10 protein-coding genes and 1 pseudogene are annotated in these 19,147 nt (G+C 58.0%); 5 read left to right on the top strand and 6 right to left on the bottom strand.

What is annotated here, in order from left to right; all coding sequences use genetic code 11:
- Positions 1–264: 264 nt before the first annotated feature.
- On the bottom strand, positions 265–3,033 hold the full coding sequence (locus tag RBB81_RS12455) for a bifunctional YncE family protein/alkaline phosphatase family protein (protein WP_353070840.1): 2,769 nt from the start codon (positions 3,031–3,033) through the stop codon (positions 265–267).
- 395 nt (positions 3,034–3,428) lie between these two features.
- Between RBB81_RS12455 and RBB81_RS12460 the strand changes: the two genes are divergently transcribed.
- The 3 genes from RBB81_RS12460 (at position 3,429) to RBB81_RS12470 (ending at position 10,011) form a co-directional block, all read left to right on the top strand.
- Positions 3,429–7,145 carry a TonB-dependent receptor gene (locus RBB81_RS12460; protein ID WP_353070841.1) on the top strand — a complete coding sequence of 1,239 codons (3,717 nt, stop codon included), beginning with the start codon at positions 3,429–3,431 and terminating at the stop codon, positions 7,143–7,145.
- A gap of 536 nt (positions 7,146–7,681) precedes the next feature.
- Positions 7,682–8,884, top strand: coding sequence for a hypothetical protein (locus RBB81_RS12465; protein ID WP_353070842.1), 1,203 nt, complete (start codon positions 7,682–7,684; stop codon positions 8,882–8,884).
- A gap of 251 nt (positions 8,885–9,135) precedes the next feature.
- Complete coding sequence (locus RBB81_RS12470; RefSeq protein WP_353070843.1) at positions 9,136–10,011, top strand: dimethylarginine dimethylaminohydrolase family protein; 876 nt, start codon at positions 9,136–9,138, stop codon at positions 10,009–10,011.
- 168 nt (positions 10,012–10,179) lie between these two features.
- Here the strand turns inward: RBB81_RS12470 and aceB are convergent, their stop codons facing one another.
- The 3 genes from aceB to RBB81_RS12485 all read right to left on the bottom strand — a co-directional run bounded on the left by aceB (position 10,180) and on the right by RBB81_RS12485 (position 15,586).
- A complete protein-coding gene (aceB, locus tag RBB81_RS12475) occupies positions 10,180–11,775 on the bottom strand; it encodes a malate synthase A (RefSeq protein ID WP_353070844.1) in 1,596 nt (531 codons plus the stop codon).
- 167 nt (positions 11,776–11,942) lie between these two features.
- Positions 11,943–12,710: a 2-keto-4-pentenoate hydratase gene (locus RBB81_RS12480; protein ID WP_353070845.1), complete on the bottom strand. Its 768-nt coding sequence runs from the start codon at positions 12,708–12,710 to the stop codon at positions 11,943–11,945.
- 50 nt (positions 12,711–12,760) lie between these two features.
- Positions 12,761–15,586 (bottom strand): PIG-L family deacetylase, encoded by a 2,826-nt coding sequence (locus RBB81_RS12485; RefSeq protein ID WP_353070846.1) that lies wholly within the window; start codon positions 15,584–15,586, stop codon positions 12,761–12,763.
- Between the two features lie 343 nt (positions 15,587–15,929).
- Between RBB81_RS12485 and msrP the strand changes: the two genes are divergently transcribed.
- Positions 15,930–16,922 (top strand): protein-methionine-sulfoxide reductase catalytic subunit MsrP, encoded by a 993-nt coding sequence (msrP, locus tag RBB81_RS12490; RefSeq protein ID WP_183788864.1) that lies wholly within the window; start codon positions 15,930–15,932, stop codon positions 16,920–16,922.
- 151 nt (positions 16,923–17,073) lie between these two features.
- Here msrP and RBB81_RS12495 read toward each other — a convergent pair.
- A pseudogene (locus RBB81_RS12495) lies at positions 17,074–17,814 on the bottom strand (YoaK family protein); the annotation flags it as partial.
- Between the two features lie 126 nt (positions 17,815–17,940).
- Between RBB81_RS12495 and RBB81_RS12500 the strand changes: the two are divergent.
- Positions 17,941–18,651 (top strand): sulfite oxidase heme-binding subunit YedZ, encoded by a 711-nt coding sequence (locus RBB81_RS12500; RefSeq protein WP_353070847.1) that lies wholly within the window; start codon positions 17,941–17,943, stop codon positions 18,649–18,651.
- On the opposite strand, the gene RBB81_RS12505 is transcribed toward RBB81_RS12500, so the two are convergent.
- Positions 18,648–18,878 (bottom strand): hypothetical protein, encoded by a 231-nt coding sequence (locus tag RBB81_RS12505; protein WP_183788860.1) that lies wholly within the window; start codon positions 18,876–18,878, stop codon positions 18,648–18,650. The genes RBB81_RS12500 and RBB81_RS12505 overlap by 4 nt on opposite strands.
- Between the last annotated feature and the right edge of the window lie 269 nt (positions 18,879–19,147).

Genomic DNA, 19,147 nt, shown 5'->3' on the forward strand with positions numbered 1-19,147 from the left:
GGGACTCCTGGAAAGGATCACAAATTTTGTCAGCTCGGGCCCATCACCCTCGCAAACAGCTCTCTACATGCAGGAGAAAAACAAGTGTTCCAGGCCCAACGATCAGCAAAAGGTGAATCTCTAGAAAAGATATCCGCAAACACGCTCAAGTTCTCTACACCTTCCGTGCTACCCGCAGCACACTTCAGCCCCCCGCAAGAAATCGACAGAGCTGAAAAGTGCCTTCCAATAGGCGCAGGCAGTCCAGTCGCTTCCTCGTCGAAACTAATCGTCATCGTTCTTCAGCTTCTTGGGGCGAGCATTCAGCAGAGCGGGTACTGGGCTATCGCCCATGGCATCCTTCCACAAGATCACATTCAGCTTTTGAGTATCCGCATGATCTGCATGCCGAAAGTCCATCTTCTGAGACGCTTTAGCCCCGGGTGCAGTCTTTGTATTTGCCGTGTAGATCAGCCCACTATCGCGATTTCTGTAATCAGACGAAAATGCCGCCTGTCCCCCATCTCCGGTAAACAACGACCCGATCATTGAGCTGAAGGCATCATTGTTATTCATCGGCGGCAGACCAAGGAGCGTCTCCATCGTCCGCAGGACACTGACAGTCGAGTAAAACCGACTATCAACGAACGCCCCTCCACCCGCAGCCCTGGGCGAGTACTTGCTGACCACCAACGCAAGGCTGCGATGCGCATCCACATGATCCGCACCCGCCTGCGCATCGTCTTCCAGAATGAAAAATGCCGTGTCGTCCCAAAATGCTGAATGGGACACCGCATCGACTGCGCGGCCGACGGCCAGATCGTTGTCGGCGATGGAAGACTTAGGAGTGGGTCCACCGGGAGTTGTTCCTGCTGTATGGTCATTTGGAAGCCGCAGCAGAATGAAGTTCGGCATGTCATCTTTGCCTGATTCGCGGTCCGCAACCCATCTCTCAAAGTGTTTCAGGAAGACATCAACTCGAATCTGATCGGGAATTCTAAGGTTGAAGTCTGGCTGCTCCACCGCAAAGTGCCCGACTAACTCCGGCTTGGTTGCAATGTTGGTCGCCAGAAGCGGGATTGGCCACGGCCACTGATTCACCCCGCCGCCCCACTCCACCGGCAGGGTCTCCCCCGGCAGGATCGAAGGCTTTTGGCACTTTGCTCCCTCCAGCAGCGGGCCTTCCTGAGGACTTGCAGTCTTTTTGACATCGCAGAATGTGGACGAGATGTACTCTCCGAAGTGGTAGTAACTTTTGCCTTGTCGTGCGAGGTTTCCCCACAGGTATCCACTGTTGGGTTCATTGACATCAGGAATTTTTTGCAGAAGAGGATAACCCTCAGCGACCACGCCTTCGAAGTCGTAGGTTCGCTCATCTCCCCGGTAACTCTGCTGCCAGGTCTTCTCCAGATAGTCTGTGCCGATGCCGGCGGTAGACCACACATGCCCGTCGCCCGACACCTCACCGGAATCGTAGAAGTTATCCAGCACTCCGAACTGGAGAGCTAGTTTGTGCTGATTCGGTGTGATCTCCGCACCATACATCGTCAGGCTTGAGTCACCGTTGCCGACGGCCTTCCCATCTTGTTTAAGATCTCCCAAGATCTGGTCGTAGGTGCGGTTCTCCTTGATGATGTAAATCACATGTTTGATACGATCCTGCTGATTACCTGCAAACCGAATTTTCTCTTCGGCCGCCTTCATCCGATTCGACTCGACCACCTCGGCTGTCCACTTAGGAAGGTCTCGCTCGATGGCCTTCGTGTCCAACACGGCGAGAGAACCATAGAGAAGCGTTGCGATGTAGCTTGAAGGGCCCGGCCTCGTGGCACTCGCACCCTCGGACTGACGCTGCGGGAAATTGTTTGGTCCCGTCCCCTTTCCTTTGGCGGTCGCGACATAAAGCTTTCCGCCCGCGAGTCCAATGGACATCGGCATCCACTCCGTAGGCACAAAGCCTGAGGGTTCGACCATCCCCTCCTTCGCCACCTTCGCCGACAGCTTTCTCGTGTCAAGCACTGCGATTGCGTCGGTGATTGCGTTCGCTACATAGAGCCTTGAACCATCAGGAGACAAAGCCAGTGCCTCAGGCTCTGCTCCGAAGTAGGTCTGGTGCGGCAGTCGAGTGTCGAAGTAACCTTTTACCGCGAAATGGCCGTGATCCACGTCAACAGCCGCAACCGCATCGCGGTTCGCTAGCGCAACGTACATCGTCCGCCCGTCGCCCGACAACTCGAGCGCACAGGGATGAGTTCCGGCTGCCGTCTTACTGTCTGGTTTTAGCAGAGCAAGCTTACGGCCCACCACACCGTTCTTCAGATCCAGTTCGACGACCTCGCTCGCATTCCACAGCGCAATAAACGCGCGGCTTTCATCTTTTGAGACGCTCAGCGCGACAGGATACGTCGAAGGCACCGCATCGTTTTCCGCCAGATCGAACCGTATAAGAATCGCACCCGACGCCGGATCTATCAGCAGTACGTCGTCTGATAGATTGTCTGCCACCAGCAGTTTTTCTGAGCCTGACGAACCTATCACGGCGATCGCAGCCGGAAACGGAACGCCTTTATCCCCGGCCGTGCCGCCAATCAGCATCGTCCTCCGGCCCGCAGCCAACTGCTGCAGCGGGATCTTTATCATCCGTTCCTGTGAAATCTTGCCTGCGTTGAAGCCATAGACCACGACGCCGCTACCGGTATCGCCTTTCTCCGTGCCCAAAGGATCAGTCTCCGATCCCATGCTTGCGTAGATATGCCTGCCATCTCGGCTGAAGGCCAGCCCCAAATAGAGCGTCTGTCTGGCTTTGACCGAAGTCCTGTCGTCAGGAAAGTCTTCCACCACGCCGGTCTGAGTATCCAGCACCGCGAGCGACTGTTTGTATCCAGACTCGAAGGTTCCGTATCCTGCATTGACCGTGACGACAAAGCGCTGATCCGGCGATATGGCCATCGACATTGGCAGTCCATTGAGCCTTTGCGGGCTGCCAGGGACCGGCTGCAGAATCCTTTTGCTCGTGGGGAGATCGATAGCGGGCAAGCCAGATTGTGCTGACATTGAACCGGTCTTCAAGATGAGTGCCATCGTCAATAGGAACGCAGCATACTGTCGAACTGTCATTCTCCCAGCCTAGCAAACTCTTCGTTGATCGAGTGTTACAGCCAATCTCCCGTGTGTAAGAGAATCGGTCGGCGTGAACCCGTTGCACCCTTGGCGAAGATCGCGACCAGCGCATCGAAATCAATTCGACCATCTTCCCTTTGCGTCCACCGGATGCTCCGCCAAATAAAAAAATAACGATCTATTGTTCATGGCCCGACACGACCGAGACAGTTGTCAACGTTATTTAACATATGACCGCTAGCTTGATTGAGATAATGGTGCAACCAGAAAAAATACCAACCGTTGCTTCTCGATCATAGATCTGTACCGCTTCCTGAAAGGCAGAGCCAATGATGCTGCGTAGAGCGATGCTTATCGCCCTGTTCCTCCTGGGTGCCCTTGTTCTTCCATGCGCCGACGCGCAACAAACCCTGGGATCCGTATCAGGCGTAATCAGCGACGCGACTGGAGCAGCGATCTCCGGAGCATCTATCGTTCTCGTCAACGATCAAACCGCAGCGAGCCGCACTACTGACACCAACGCACATGGCTCCTACCTGGTGCAAGGTCTGCCAATCGGCATCTACACGGTGACCGTTACAGCGAACGGCTTCGATACGGAAAAACTCACCGGCTTCCTGATCCAGGCAGACCGCACCGCCTCACTTGTCATCCGTCTCAAGCCCGGCCAGGTCTCCTCCACAATTGACGTAGCGGCGACGCCACAACTCGACGCGACGGACACCACCAATGGCTATGTTCTAGACGCCGCATCGATCGAGAAGGTCCCTCTCGGCACCGGTAGCTTCACGCAACTCGCCACGCTCAGCCCGGGCGTTCACGCGGATTTGCTCGCCGATACCGGCACGAACACGGGACTTGGCAACCAGAACATCTACGCCAACGGCCAGCGCCTCTCCAGCAACACCTTCACCTTCAACGGCGTCGTCACCAACAACCTCTTCAACGGAGCCTCCTCCAGCCAGGTCACCGAGAGCCGCGCCGTTCTCAATACGGGAGAGTCCTTTCAATCCAATGGCGCCATCCGTACCAACACTTCCATCTACGACGCCATCGGCGAAGCCCTTCCCTCGCCGCCACAACAGACCATCGCAGAGGAGCGCGTCAACACCTCCATGTTCGATGCCGCTCAAGGAGCGACCGCCGGAGCACACATCGACGTCACTACTAAGTCCGGTGCCAATGCATTTCATGGCTCTGTCTACGGCAACTGGGAGACGTCTAAGCTGAACGCAAACCCTTTCTTCAACAAACAGGCCGGCCTTCCAACACCCGATCTTCATCGCTACATCGCGGGTGCTGAATTAGGCGGCCCCATCCGCAAAGATAAACTCTTCTTCTACGGCAGCTATCAGTACACACGCGCCCGCGATCAGCTGAACTCGCTCACCTCCTACTTCACACCGCTCGGCCTCACCGACGATCGCAGCGCCGCCGGACTGCAGGCCGTCGTCATCGCAGCCGGCCTCCCCGCCGGTACCCCCATCGATCCCGTTGCACTCACCTTTCTTCAAGCCAAGCTCCCCGGTGGCCAGTACCTCATCGAATCCCCCGCAACGCCCGGAGCCCAGGTTCAATTCATCGGGCCCGCCTCAAAGTTCCTCGCCGATCAAGCTAACGGCAATGTCGACTACATCGTCTCGAAGAAGGACACCCTCGCCGCCAAATACTACTATCAGCACGATCCAACCGAAAGCCCGTTCTCGAGCGGCCCGCTGCTTGGATTTCCTCAAAAATACAACGCCGGAAGCCAGGTCTTCTCCTTGGAAAACACCGCGGTACTTTCCCCGCGCCTCACCTGGGAGCAGAAGGCGGGCATCGTTCGCATGACCGTAGGAAGCTTCACCGGACAACCCTTCGGTCCCTCCACCCCCGGAATCAATCTCTTCGGTAGCACCCTCTTGCCGGGCATCGCAGTTCGCAACGTAAACGGCTCCCCCGATAACGGTGGCGGAAGAACACTGAACATCGGTCCCACCTCCAACTTCTCCAACACCGGCTTCACACAAAACACCCTCGAATTCACATCAACACTCAACTACGTCGCAGGCAATCACTCATTCTCTTTTGGCGGCAACTACGACTTCACTCAACTCAATATCCTCAATCGCGCCAATCAGGTCGCCACCCTCACCTACGACAACATCGCGAACTTCCTCACCGGCGGACCGCTCAACAACTTCGCCGGTAACTCGGTCTACTTTCAGGGCGCCAGCAATCGCTACTATCGGTCTCCTCAGGTCGGAGCCTACGCGCAGGACCAATGGCGCGCTACACCTCAACTGACAATCACCGTTGGCGTTCGTTACGACTACGATGGCGGCCTCTACGAGAAGTACGGAAACCTCGTCAACTTCAGCCCCAGCCAGTACTCTTATGCCGCTGCCAGCGACACCATCCTCAACAGCGGTCTCATCGTTGCAGGCAACAACAAACAGTTCGCCAGCCCCGGCGCTTCGAAGTCGACGCTCACCAATCGTCAATGGGGAATCGGCCCGCGAATCGGACTCGCTTACAGCGTCAATCCCAGGCTTGTCGTTCGTTCCGGCTTCGGTCTTTACTACGACCGCGGCGAGTTCTTTACCGAGTTCTCTCCCTCTGCCGGCAACGGCTTCAACGGACCCTTCGGCGTTACCCTACAACCGCCTTTTGTGCAGCCCGTCAACTCGCCTGACGGTGCCACCTCGGAAAATCCCTTCGGCACCGTGCGTCCTCCCGTCGACACCAATCCCGCCGACTTCATCAACAATCTGCCCAACCAGAACGCACTTATCAACGGAGCCTCGCCCTACCTGTTCGGCGCGTACGCCGCTAACAATAGCTTGCCTTACACCGAAAACTGGAGCTTGGATATCCAATACCAGATCTCCAGGAACATCGTCGGAACGGTGGGATACACAGGAAACCACGGCGTGCATCAAACCGTCCCTCTACCTTTCAATCAACCGGGAGTCGCCACCCCTCAGTCGCCGGTCAACGGCCAGACCTACAGCTACGGCTTCAATGCAACAGACGCAAATGGCAATACGCTTTTGTCGGAACCCTACAGCACCTCCACCGGCGGCAACACAGACCTACGCGTTCCCTACATCGGATACAGCCCCAACTCGGTCGCTTGGACCACGGTAGGTTGGTCGCACTACGACGCTCTGCTGGCCTCCGTCCGCCAAACTCCATTTCACGGCTTCGAGTACCTTCTCTCTTACACCTGGTCTCACTCCCTCGATGCCTCCAGCGGCTTCGGCCTCTTCTACAACGGCAACGATCCGCGCAACCTGGCCTCGGGCTACGCCTCTTCCGACTACGACCGGACCCACGTCACCAGCTTCAGCTTCAACTATCAAATCCCGGACCTCAAATCTGGCAATCGCTTCTTCGATAAAGCTGGCAGCGGCTGGGGTATCAGCGGCGTCACCACTCTACAGAGCGGCCAACCCTACAACGTCTACGACTTCTCCGGAACCGTCGGAAGCATCTTCTTTTCATCAAATGACTTCCTCACCAACCCCGTTCTTCCATTGGCCCCGGGAGTCAGTCCGAAGCAGGCCCTCACCGGACACAGCGGTGCCTTCGTCAACCCGAACACCCCCAACGGAACCTCTTCCAACCTGAACGATGTTGCCTTCAAACCCTCAGCCTTTGCCTATCCCTCGCTGGCCCCAGGCCAATCCGGAGTTCCACCGTGCGGACCCACCTCCGCTGGCACCACAGCTTGCGATACCTTCGAGTCCAACTTCGGCACCGGAGGCCGCAACATCTTCCGCGGTGCCTTCCAGAAACGCGCCGATATGTCCTTCTTCAAGGAAACAAGAATCCATGAGCAGTACCGCCTTCGCCTCGCGATGGAAGTATTCAACATCACCAACACGCCCAGCTTCGATACCCCAGGCAACAACTTCAGCGGCGCGACCTTCTCCAACCCGCCTTCGATCACGCCGCTTCCAAACACGGACCCAACCATCTTCTCCAGTCAGGGAGTAGGAGCCATTACCAACCCGATCGGAAGCCCACGGCAGATTCAGTTCTATGGAATCTTCAGCTTCTGACGGCCTCAACCGCAACCGCCAACTTCGACCTCTTCAAGCGCGACTTCACTCCTCTTTGACGATCGCCGGATCAACACTCATCGCACGGCACATCGGCTACCAGGCTGTGTTGATGCCTATGGTCCACGGCCATTCGCGAAGCACCTGCGCTCTAACTCACCTGCTAAGAAGGATCAGCAGACATCAGAGCGTCATTCTTGGCGTGCGAATTTGCTTCGCGCCTTATCATCCGGCTCAGCTACGGTCCCGGCTGCCGAGTTGTGATTCGCGGCTGGCCCGTTCACGGCTCTCAAGGTGCTCGATTCTTTTAATGCAACTTCCACTGAATCGATCAGAGGAAATGCTCAGAAGAGCCAAGCCAATCATTACAGCACCGTAACTCTCCGCATAATCTCTGCGCTTACCAAATTTTTACTCGAGCCGACACTCTTTTGACTTTGCACTGACAACAGGGACGAGTAGAACGCCTACTGTCTCGTCACCGGGGTCAGCAGTATTTTGCGGGCTCAATAAAGTTCGACCAAAGGAGAAGTGAAATGTCACAATCTGAAACTCTACTCAAGAAATCCGCCAATCGGCGCGAGTTCTTGAGAACGGGAATTACTGCGGCAGGCGTAGCGACCATAGGCACAGGCTTGTTGGGCGGTGGAGCATCCGCCTTTGGCCAGGAACATGACGGAGATGGCGATCTCACACAAGGCGACATCGCGATTCTCAGGTTCCTGAACGCTCTTGAGCAGATCGAGGCCGATCTGTGGATTCAATACTCCGAACTCGGAGGCGTTCAGGACAAGGAAGTCTCGGGAGTCAAGGGAGGGAACCCACTCTACACGGCTGCCCTCTCTATTCTCGACGGCGATATGGCCCAGTACATCCACGACAATACCGACGATGAGATCAGCCACGCCGCCTTCCTGAAAGCATACCTCGAATCGAAGGGCGCCGAGGCGGTCGACCTCAGCCCCTTTGCCACCATCCCAGGCAGCACTGCGACCGGTTCCACCGGCAAGACACGGCTCACCAATCTGACGCAGCTAACCGTGGACACCAGCTTCTGGTCCAAGTACCGCAGCGTCACCAATCCTGACTTCGATCCCGGCGCACCGTTCGTTCAGGCAGTCCCCAGCCTCAACGTAGGAAAACACACAGCGATTCCAAGAACCGACGCTGACACCGCCGGCAGCTTCATCAGCAGTGACAACACCAAAAGCATCACACCGCACCTCCAGGCAATCGCGTTTACAGCAGGATTCCACTTTGCGTTTATAGAAGCTGGGGGAACCAGCCTCTATCCAACACTGGCCCAGAAGGTCAGCAATCTGGAAGTCCTACGGGTCTTGCTTAGCATCGGCCCCAGCGAGACCATGCACTTCCAAACCTGGCAGGATAAGGCAGGCAATGCGCTCCCATTGACCGACGTCGACAATGGACCAGGTGGAACCGGTGCATCCGTTACCTTTACAACACTCGCTAACGCCCAGGGAGAGACCAATCCCGAGTCCCTCAAAGGCGACACCTTGCAGGCCAACCTCATCATGCCCGAACCAACCCACTTTCTCAGCAAGAAGTTCCCACCCGTTGCAATCGTTCGCCCGACCTCTACAAAAAATAGTGGAGCGGTGGCCTCTCTCCAGGGCTTTGTGGATGACGGGCTCTTCATAGGCCAGAAAAATCCAGAGTTCCTGCGACTGATGTTCCGTCTGGCGGAGGAGGCGGACGAAGCTCGGCGCAGATCTTAAGCGGATAACCTTCTCTCACCCCGGATAGTTGTCCGGGGGCGAGAGAGGGAGCTCATCTCGAAAGCTCTTACACATCTTGCGTCGCTGGACAGAGGTCAAACAGATGTCGCCGCATCGCTTCTTCAGGCCGACTACTCAACCTCTCGAATATTTGTTCCACAAAATGTATCTTTATGCGTCATTGATGCATAATCATTAGTGTTGACGCGGCTTTTGTCATCCTCCATGCTCATCATGGAGAAACATTCAGTATGAGCACGCAGCCAATCGAGATCACCACCCCAGCGATCCTCACCACAATCCGTTCCACCCCGGCAACTTTTTTGATGTGTCCGCCCAGGCTCTACGACGTCAACTACGTCATCAACCCCTGGATGGCGGGCAACGTCCACGCCTCCTCCCGCACTCGCGCAGCCGAGCAGTGGCAGCGCCTCTACGAAGCCGTGAGCACCATCGCGGATGTCCAACTCGTCGAACCCGAACCCGGCTCTCCCGACATGGTCTTCACCGCCAACGCAGGCCTCGAGCGCAACGGCACCGTCGCCATCAGCAGCTTCTTCCACCCTGAGCGCCAGGGTGAAGAGCCACACTTCCGCCGTTGGTTCGAGCTCGCCGGCTACACGGTCATCGACACTCCGCGCGCCACGCCCTTCGAAGGCGAGGGCGACGCTCTCTTCTCCACCGACGGCACCCGTCTCTGGGTTGGCTACGGCCCCCGCACCGTCGCCTCCAGCCATCACACTCTACGCAGGATCTGGGGCATCGAGGTCACCTCACTCCACCTCATCGACCCGCGCTTCTACCACCTCGACACCTGCTTTGCTCCCCTCGAAGGCGGCTACGTCATGTACTTTCCCGAAGCCTTCGACCAAGCCTCTCTCGCCAGGATCGAAGCCTACTACTCACTCGAAAAACGGATCATCGTCACCGAGTCAGATGCCGTGTGCTTTGCCTGTAACGCCATCAACGTCGACCGCACCATCATCCTGAACAACATCAGCACCGACCTCCGCCACCAACTCGAATCACGCGGCTTCGACATCATCGAGGTCACTCTCACCGAGTTCCTCAAGGCCGGCGGCGCCGCCAAATGCCTCGTCATGAAACTAAGCCGGTCCGTACTCTAAAGGCATTCGTGCCCGAGCAGATGATCCCGACCAACGGGAGGACCGTAGAGGATCATCTCGCCAAGACCGGTACACACGCCACGAAGTGGCCGCCCCACGCGCAGTGGGCCCGTCCGGCGGGACATATCTTCTAAAGAAGAGCAAAGAGGAGCAAACCAGAGCAGGGAACTAAAGCCCTTCAGCCATCACCCTGTCATAAGCTGGCACCGTCAGGAAATCCACAAACTTGGATGCCCGCACCAACTCCCCCATCAACTCCGCAGCCCGCACATAGGCCGTGTACCGCTTCGCATCAACGCTCGCCTTGGCATGCTTCAGTTCATCCCCGATTACAGCATCCACCATCTCAACCGTCACCGGCAGCCCATCGTCCATCACTGCCTTATGGTGAACCCACTGCCAAAGCTGAGCCCGGCTTATCTCAGCCGTAGCCGCATCTTCCATCAGATTGAACAGCGGCACGCACCCAATCCCGCGCAGCCAGGCCTCCACATATCCCAATCCAACCGCAACGTTTTGCCGAACCCCAGCCTCCGAGATCGTGCCCTCCGGCACCTTCAGCAGATCCTCAGCGGTCACATGAAACTCCGGCAGCTGCTTTGAGATCTGATTCGCCCGTGGCATCACACGGTCGAAAACCTCCAGCGCCACCGGCACCAGCCCCGGATGCGCTACCCACGTCCCATCATGTCCGTCCGTTGCCTCACGCTCCTTATCGGCCCTCACCTGCGCCAGCGCCTTCTCATTCGCCACCGAATCGCTCTTGATCGGAATAAACGCGCTCATCCCACCCATCGCGCTCACCCCCCGGCGATGGCACGTCTTGATCGCCAGCTTTGAGTAGCTCCGCATGAAGTGCGTCGTCATCGTCACCTGCGCGCGGTCCGGCAACGCCATGCTCATATCACCCGCGAACTTTTTAATGAAGCTGAAGATGTAATCCCATCGCCCGCAGTTCAGCCCAGCCGAGTGGTCCTTCAACTCCCACAAGATCTCATCCATCTCAAAAGCAGCCAGAATCGTCTCGATCAGCACCGTCGCCCTGATCGAACCCGCCTGAATCCCCAACTCTCCCTCGGCCTTGATAAACACATCGTTCCAAAGCCGCGCCTCCAAATGACTCTCCATTTTAGGCAGATAGAAGTAAGGCCCCGAACCCCGCGCGAGCAGCTCCTTCGCGTTATGGAACGCATACAATCCAAAATCAAACAGCGACCCCGACATCGGCTCGCCATCCACCACCAGATGCCGCTCCTCGAGATGCCACCCGCGCGCCCGCACAAACAACACCGCAGGCTTCTCAATCAATTTGTAACTCTTCCCGGTCTTTTCATCCTCAAACGTGATGGTCCGCCGCACCGCATCGCGAAGATTTATCTGCCCATCCACCACGTTCTCCCACGTAGGCGTCGTCGAGTCCTCAAAGTCCGCCATGTACACCTTCGCGCCCGAGTTAAGCGCATTGATGATCATCTTCCGATCCACCGGCCCGGTAATCTCGACTCTCCGATCCAGCAGATCCTTAGGCAGCGGATCCACCATCCACTCACTCTCGCGAATGCTCTTCGTCTCCTTCAAAAAATCCGGCCGCTCCCCCGCATCCAGCCGCTTCTGTCGCGCCATGCGAGCCTCCAGCAGCTCCTTCCGCTGTTCGTTAAACGTCCTCTGCAACCCAACCACGAACGCCACAGCCTCCGGAGTCAAAACCTCCGCGTACCGCCCCACCAACGGCGCAACGAACTCAACACTCTTAGTCGATTTCATCTTTCATCCCTTTAGAAAAGATCTCCCGCACATGTGGAGAGAAAGCTTTGTCATTCTGAACGGAGTAAAGCCCCCTGCATTTTGTCTTCGCCTTTGCTGTCGCTTTCCTCTACGTCAAAGAAGTTCTCAGCTGCAATCAAAAGCCGAACACAATCCCGCGTTTCGATTTACTCAAACCGCAGATGAACCTCGCCCGCCGCAGAAAACTTTACATTCGCAGTAGACCCCGGAACTGCTAGGGTCACACCGGTCCAGCTTCCCGTCGTCACCCACTGTCCAGCCTTCAATCCACCAGTCCTGGCAGCGCCCTCATTCGCCAGCCACGGCAGCAGACGCATCAAGTCCCCCGAAGTATTCGATCCCGTCCGCTCCACCCTCACCGCACCATCGACCGCAATCATCACATGCTCGGCCTTGAAATCGATCTTCTTCCAATCCGCCACCGCTGGGCCGTACACGAACCCGCCATGCATCTGCAGATCGCCAAGCATGGACATCCGCGCCGCCTTCAGCGGATCGAGCAGGCCACTCTCAATCACCTCGATCGCTGGATGGCAGCTCGCAATCGCAGCCACCACCTCATCCCTGGAATACTGCGTGGCCCTCGGTGGCAGATCTTCACCCATCAAAAAAGCAATCTCCGCCTCCAGCCCACGATACCTCCGCACCCCGACAACTACTGCGCCATCCCGCGCAACCCACGCCAGCGGCATCGGCGCAAATATCGGAGTAGCCTCCGCACTCGGAGCCCCGATCTTCCAGCCGCCTATCTCCCCATAGGCTTCCGCAATGCGATCCTGCAGCGCATAAGCCTCGTCCATATTCTTCGGCTGCAAAGGCTCCGGCAGATCCTCGATCGGTACCCCAGTCCGCCGCGCATCCAGCAGCAGATCCGCCGCCTCAATCAGCTGTCTTTCTCTCTCACCGGTCATCATGTCGTCCAGTGTCTCCCAACCAGCCTGCCTCTGTCTCGCAGCCAAACGATCTAATTCGCCGCCGTATTCTTCCCCAAACTCAACAGATTCGCAAACAGTCGATAAGCTCCCGGCACTCCCTCCGGCAGCTCACGATACAACGCAAACGCCACATACACATAGGCGCCCTTACCCGTCTTCGCCACCAGCAGCCCACCCTTCTGCGGATCCTGTCCCGGATCATGCGTCTCCAGCGGAGCAACATACTGCGAGTCCCACGTCCCCATAAACCCGTGCCCGCGCTCCTCCACCCATCCATCGAAGTCGCGCTCCGTAATCTTGTTCGGCCAACTCAACACCAAGCTCTCCGGCACCAGCAGCCGCACTGGCGCCCTCTCGTCCACCACCTTTTCAGCGTCTCCCAGTGAATACGAGTACGGACCGTAGTCAAAGTTCCCCAGGTTGTACTGCACAATGACCACGCCACCATTCTTCGCATACTGCAACAGCTGCCCATTCGCCGCCGCCAGTCCCGGATGCGCCGCATAAGCTCTCACACCCAGCACCACCACGTCATACCCACTCAACTTCCCACCAGCAACATCGCCCATCGTCAACGTCGTCGCATGCACCCCAAGATTCTCAAGCGACGCCTGCACCTCATCCCCGGTCCCCGGCAGATACCCCACCTTCAATCCCGGAGCCACCTTCACATCCGCCCCTCGCGCCCGATACGTCGCCGGACGATAAAGATTCGCAGGCAGCAAACCCGCATACCCAACCGTCTTGTACCCCTCGCGATATTCTTTGCCTTCATAACTCGCAACCGCAGTCATCGTATAAGCCGTCTCCGCCATCTTCCCCGGAGTCACCACAAACGGCACATCCACCGAATCCCCATCTTTGACCAGCGAAAACTCCGCCTGCTCCGGAGACGCCGTCCACCCCTTCGGCAACTCCAGCTTCACCGTCCCCGTCGCAGTACCCTTCACATTGCTCTTCACCTTCGCCGTTACCATCAGCGTCTTTTCCGTCAGCGGCACCACACCCGCCGACGGCGACACCGCCACCGAGATCGCCGGAGCCACCACCAGCGGCTCATACACCGTTCCCAGCCCCGTCACCCTATGCAGCGTCTGCACCTCCTGCCCCAGCTTCACATCAACCCCGTCGTAGTCCACCGTCACCCACGCCGTCAGAGCAGGCAAGGCAAGCGAAGCATTCCGCATCGCCGGATCTGAAACATCGTAGTAAGCCTGTTCAATCCCCGGCCGCGTAAACGGAGGCCGCGTCACCGCCGCATCCGCAGGCAGCTTCACCTGAAACAGATCCTCAAACGCCACCCCACTGACAATCGTCTTCGCCCCCTCACCAGCCTTCGCCCCCGAGTCTTCATAAGTAGCTCCCGCACTCGAAGCCAACCCCGCAGCCTTCAACGTCACCGGCACCTTGCTCCCGTTCACCACAAGCATCTTCACCGCAAAGCTCTGCCCCGGCACCGCCGTCACAAACGTATCCGCGCCATCTCCAAACCGCGCAAATGGCCCACTATCGGCCTTCACCGCAACCTGCGCCCGCAGACTAATCCCCAACGCCTGCACAATCGCATCATTGAACTGCATCCGCTTCACCCGCAGCTCATGCAGCAGATCGTACTTCTCCCGCGCCGTCAGCCCACTCGCATCAACCTTTGCAATCAACTCATCGGTCGCCTTCAATCCATCCCGCAAAAACGGAGCCGTCTTCTCCGGCGCAGCAATCTTGTAAACCGCCTCCGCCTGCCCCACCAACCCATCGATCTTCCCCAGATCCTGTTTCAAAAAAGTACTCTCGCCCGGAGCAAGCGCGCTCATCCCCCCGAGCGAAACATCTACGCTATCAAAGAATCCCTTCTCCTCCTCACCCGTCTTCACCCGCGAAGCATACCGGTGATACGAGACATCGAACCTCCCCGCCGCCGGTATCCCCATCCCGCCGTTCTGAGACTTCTGCAACCCCAGCCCCATCCGCGCAAACTGCAAATACGTCATCCCCAGCACCGGGCTATAGTCTCCCTCCGGCACCGTCACATTCGCCTTCGGAGACTCCGTCGTCCACTCCTTCGTCACATAGTTATAAAACCGTGACGGAGCATACTTTCCCGTCGCATAGTCATACATCCCCTTCGACGTCACAGAAAAAAACGGCTCCCGCGCATAAACCTTCAGCGGGCTCCACGGCATCAACCCCGCCGCAATCTGATCCGGAAACACCTTCGGATCACCCGCCACATCGAACACCTCCTGCGCCATCTCACCCGACACCTGGTGCTGCCCATGCCCATCCGTAATCCCGCCCACAAACACCGCCGTTACCACCAGCGGCCGATACAGCCTCACCGCCCTCACCGCGTCGTACAGCACACGATCATGCCCCCAGTTCTCCAGCGCCTCTTCCTTCGTCTTCGAGAACCCGAAGTCCACCTCCGTCCCCCACATCTGGTCGATCCCCATATACCGCCCAGCCGCCAGCAGCTCCTGCGTCCTCACCAACCCCAGCGCATCATCAAAATCGGCAGACATCAAATTCTGTCCACCCTCACCCCGAGTCAGAGTCAGCATCGCCACATGCGCGCCCTGTCCCCGCGCCTCATACGTCAGCATCCCGCCATCCTCATCATCCGGATGCGCCACAATCATCATCAGGCTCGCCCGCGTCCGCAGCTTCACAAGACTCTGCCACAGCGCAGCCGACCCCTCATTCGCCGCAATCTTCTGCACCCCAACCGCCGGCTTCACCTGTTCCCCGGCAAGATTTGCCGTCTCCCGCAGCTCCTGGCAGCTCAAAACCCCGCCCGCCACCACCAGCGCCATCACCGAAACCGCAGCCAGACCCGCCACAACCCGTTTAGAAGTCATTACTTTCTAATCTCTCACACCCAACCGCCCCAAATCACGCCAGAAATCCCACCATCCACCAATCAACCCCAGCCGTACATACTATGGGGTAATAAGATCTGAATCTTATTCACTAAAACCGTCATCTCGGCCGAAGCGGTTCACAGTCTCATCGTGAACCGAGCAGTGGATTGCTGCTACAGCTTTCAATTGCGGCGAACCGATTCATGCTGCGGTATCCGTCAAGAACCCCGCATTTCGCCTTTGGTGTCGCCTGCTTCTCTATTCAAGCAGCACCTGTAACCACCAGCCCCGCGCCGAGTCCTATGTATTAGCAGTAACCTGTAACAGAGGGAACCACCCCATGCTTCTCCCCAAATCTCCCAGCCTCGAAGCCACCATCCGCTCCTCCGAGATCACCCCCCAGCACGTCTTCGAGCAGCATCAACAGACCCGCCGCCGCTTCCTCACCTCCGCCGCCACCCTCGGCGCCGCCGCCCTCGCCGCCCGCACCATCCCCTCCCTCATCAACCCTCCAACAACGGTGCACGCAGCTGGCGAGCCGCTCAAAACAATCCCCAGCAAGTACACCCTCGACGACCCGCAAACTCCCCTCGCCAAGGCCAGCTCCTACAACAATTTTTACGAGTACGGCACCGACAAATCCGACCCCTCCCACGAAGCCTACCGCCTCCAGACCCGCCCGTGGCCCATACAGATCACCGGCATGGTCAAAAAGCCCCAGACCATCAACATCGACGACCTCATCCACTACCGCCCGCTCGAATCGCGCATCTACCGTCACCGCTGCGTCGAAGCCTGGTCCATGATCATCCCCTGGGACGGCTACTCCCTCTCCGAGTTCATCAACTTCTGTCAGCCTCTCCCCAGCGCAAAATACGTCCAGTTCTTCTCCTACAACAACAAAAAAGTTATGCCCGACGAGCCCTCCGGCTACGACTGGCCCTATCGCGAAGGCCTCCGCATGGACGAGGCCATGAACCCCCTCACCCTCCTCACCTTCGGCTGCTACGGCCAGGTCCTGCCCAACCAGAACGGAGCTCCCGTCCGCGTCATCGTCCCCTGGAAGTACGGCTTCAAATCCGCGAAGTCCATCGTCCGCTTCCACTTCACCGACAAGCAGCCCGAGACCACCTGGAACGAAGCCGATGGCGGCGAGTACGGCTTCTACTCCAACGTCAATCCCAACTACGACAACGCCCGCTGGTCCCAGGCCCACGAGCGCCGCCTCGACACAAGCCTCCTCCCCCGCAACATCCCCACTCAAATGTTCAACGGCTACGGCGACCAAGTAGCCAGCCTCTACGCCGGCATGGACCTCAAAAAATTTTATTGAACTAAGCGGAAGTGCGCCCGGCTCGCGACCAACGGGAGCGCCACGCGAAGCGGTATACAAGTCACGAAGTGACCGCGGCCCGCGCAGGGCGCCCGTCCGGCAGGACACATCCTTAGTCCCTGTTCCTGAAGACAGAGTGTTAAGAAGCACTCCGCTCCCGCACATCGTCCATAATCGGAACAAACGCGAGCATCAGCAGCACTACAGCCAGCGGCAGCGTCGCGGCAAAGCCCATCCGCCTGAATCCCACCGCCCCCACCACGCCGCCGACAAAGAACAATCCCACCAGCGACACCAGCAGCCACAGCTTCTCGAAATCTGCCCGCACCGCGGTAAGCCCCTCATCCTCGCCGCGCCGGTTCCAATACAAAGCCTTCCCCAATTCAATTCCAATGTCTGTCACCATGCCGGTTACATGCGTCGTCCGTATCTCTGCCTGAGAGATCTTCGTGATAATCGCATTCTGGAGCCCCATCGTGAAACAGAGCAGCGCCACCGTCATTGGCACCACAAACCACTCATGCCGAGCCAGATGCCCACCCATCAACCCGAAACACAACAGCAGCCCCGCCTCAAGCATCATCGGCAGCGCATACTCGCTATTCAAATAACGTCTTCGCCCCCAGTTCACCAGAATTGCAGTACACGCCGCGCCCGCCAGGAACGCCAGCAAGGCACTTACTCCCGCCGCCAGCCACCCGAGATCCTGTGCCGCCGTCGCATCCGCCATCGCCGACACGATCCCCGACATATGCGAGGTGTACTGCTTCACCGCCACATATCCCCCGGCATTTGCCGCTCCCGCGATAAAAGCGAGGAAGTGCGCAAGCTGCCGGTTGGCCCTCTGGGTGCGTTCACTTCCCGTCAGTCTGCGAAGATAAGGAACTGGCATCGCACCGTCCGCCTCTATCATCGCAGTTTTTCCTGTCTCGCCCACCAGCCCCCTGACAACTCTGTAACTCAAATCCCACAAACGCGTCCCATTCAACAGCCCGAGCTAAACTAGCCCCAGTCAAAAATGTCCAAGCGCGCCATCATCCTCCTCAAAGTCCTCATACATCTTCTCTGCCTCGCCCCCATCGCATGGCTTTGGCACTTCTTCACCTCAGGCGGCCTCGCCCTCAACGCCGACCCTGTCAACTACATCACCCACTTCACCGGCGACTGGACCCTCTACCTCCTCTTCACCTCTCTCGCCATCACCCCCATCCGCCGCCTCGCCACCAGCCTCGGCTTCCTCATCCGCTTCCGCCGCCTCATCGGCCTCTACGCCTTTTTCTACGCCACCCTCCATCTCGCAACCTACATCTTCCTCTTCTCCGGCTACGACCTTCAGACCGCCCTCACCGGTCTCCGCTCCGGACATCCCGGCGAGCTCGTCACCCAATGGAAGCTCATCTGGCCCCGCATGGTCGACGACGTCCTCAAGCGCCGATTCATCCAGGTAGGCCTCTTCGCCTGGCTCCTCCTCCTGGCCCTGGCCTGCACCTCACCCGCCTTCATCATGCGCGCCATGGGAGGCAAGAACTGGCAGCGCCTCCATCGCCTCGTCTATCTCGCCGCCATCGCCGGTATCGTCCACTTCTGGTGGCTCGTCAAAAAAGGCAACAACGCCCCATGGAAGGACACCGCAGTCCTCACCATCCTTCTCCTCGCCCGCGTAGCCTACACCGCCCTAAAGCGCCTCAAAAAGCCCACCCCCATCCCCGCCCGCCCCAGCTCCGTCTAGCGCACACAAGCACCAATCGCCGTTTTTAGTTGCGTCGCCGCTGTCTGTTCTTCGCCGTCATCCTGCCCCTGAGCAAAGCCGAATGGGGAAGGAATCTGTAGTTTGTTTTTGCCGTCATCCTGAACGGAGTGAAGGATCTCGACACCTTCCACCCACCGATACCGTCCGAACCTTCCGACCCAAACACTCCAACCGTTGCCGCTCTTCCATCCAAAAAAAATCGTCATCTCGACCGAAGCTGTTCACAGTCTCACCGTGAACAGTGCAGTGGATTGTGGCTACAGCTTTCAATTGCAGCGAACCAATTCATGCTGCGGTATCCGTCAAGACCCCCGTATTTGCCTTTGCCGTTGCTGTTGCCGTTGTCGTTGCCTGTTTTTTGTTTGTCATTCCGCAGCGCAGCGGAGGATCTGCTGTTGTCGCTGCGGTCGCTGTTGTCGTTGCGGGCGCACCACAAGCCACCATCATCCCACCACAAACTCACCACGAAAAGACC

It is taken from the genome of Tunturibacter gelidoferens, assembly GCF_040358255.1.
Classification (GTDB): Bacteria; Acidobacteriota; Terriglobia; order Terriglobales; family Acidobacteriaceae; genus Edaphobacter; species Edaphobacter gelidiferens.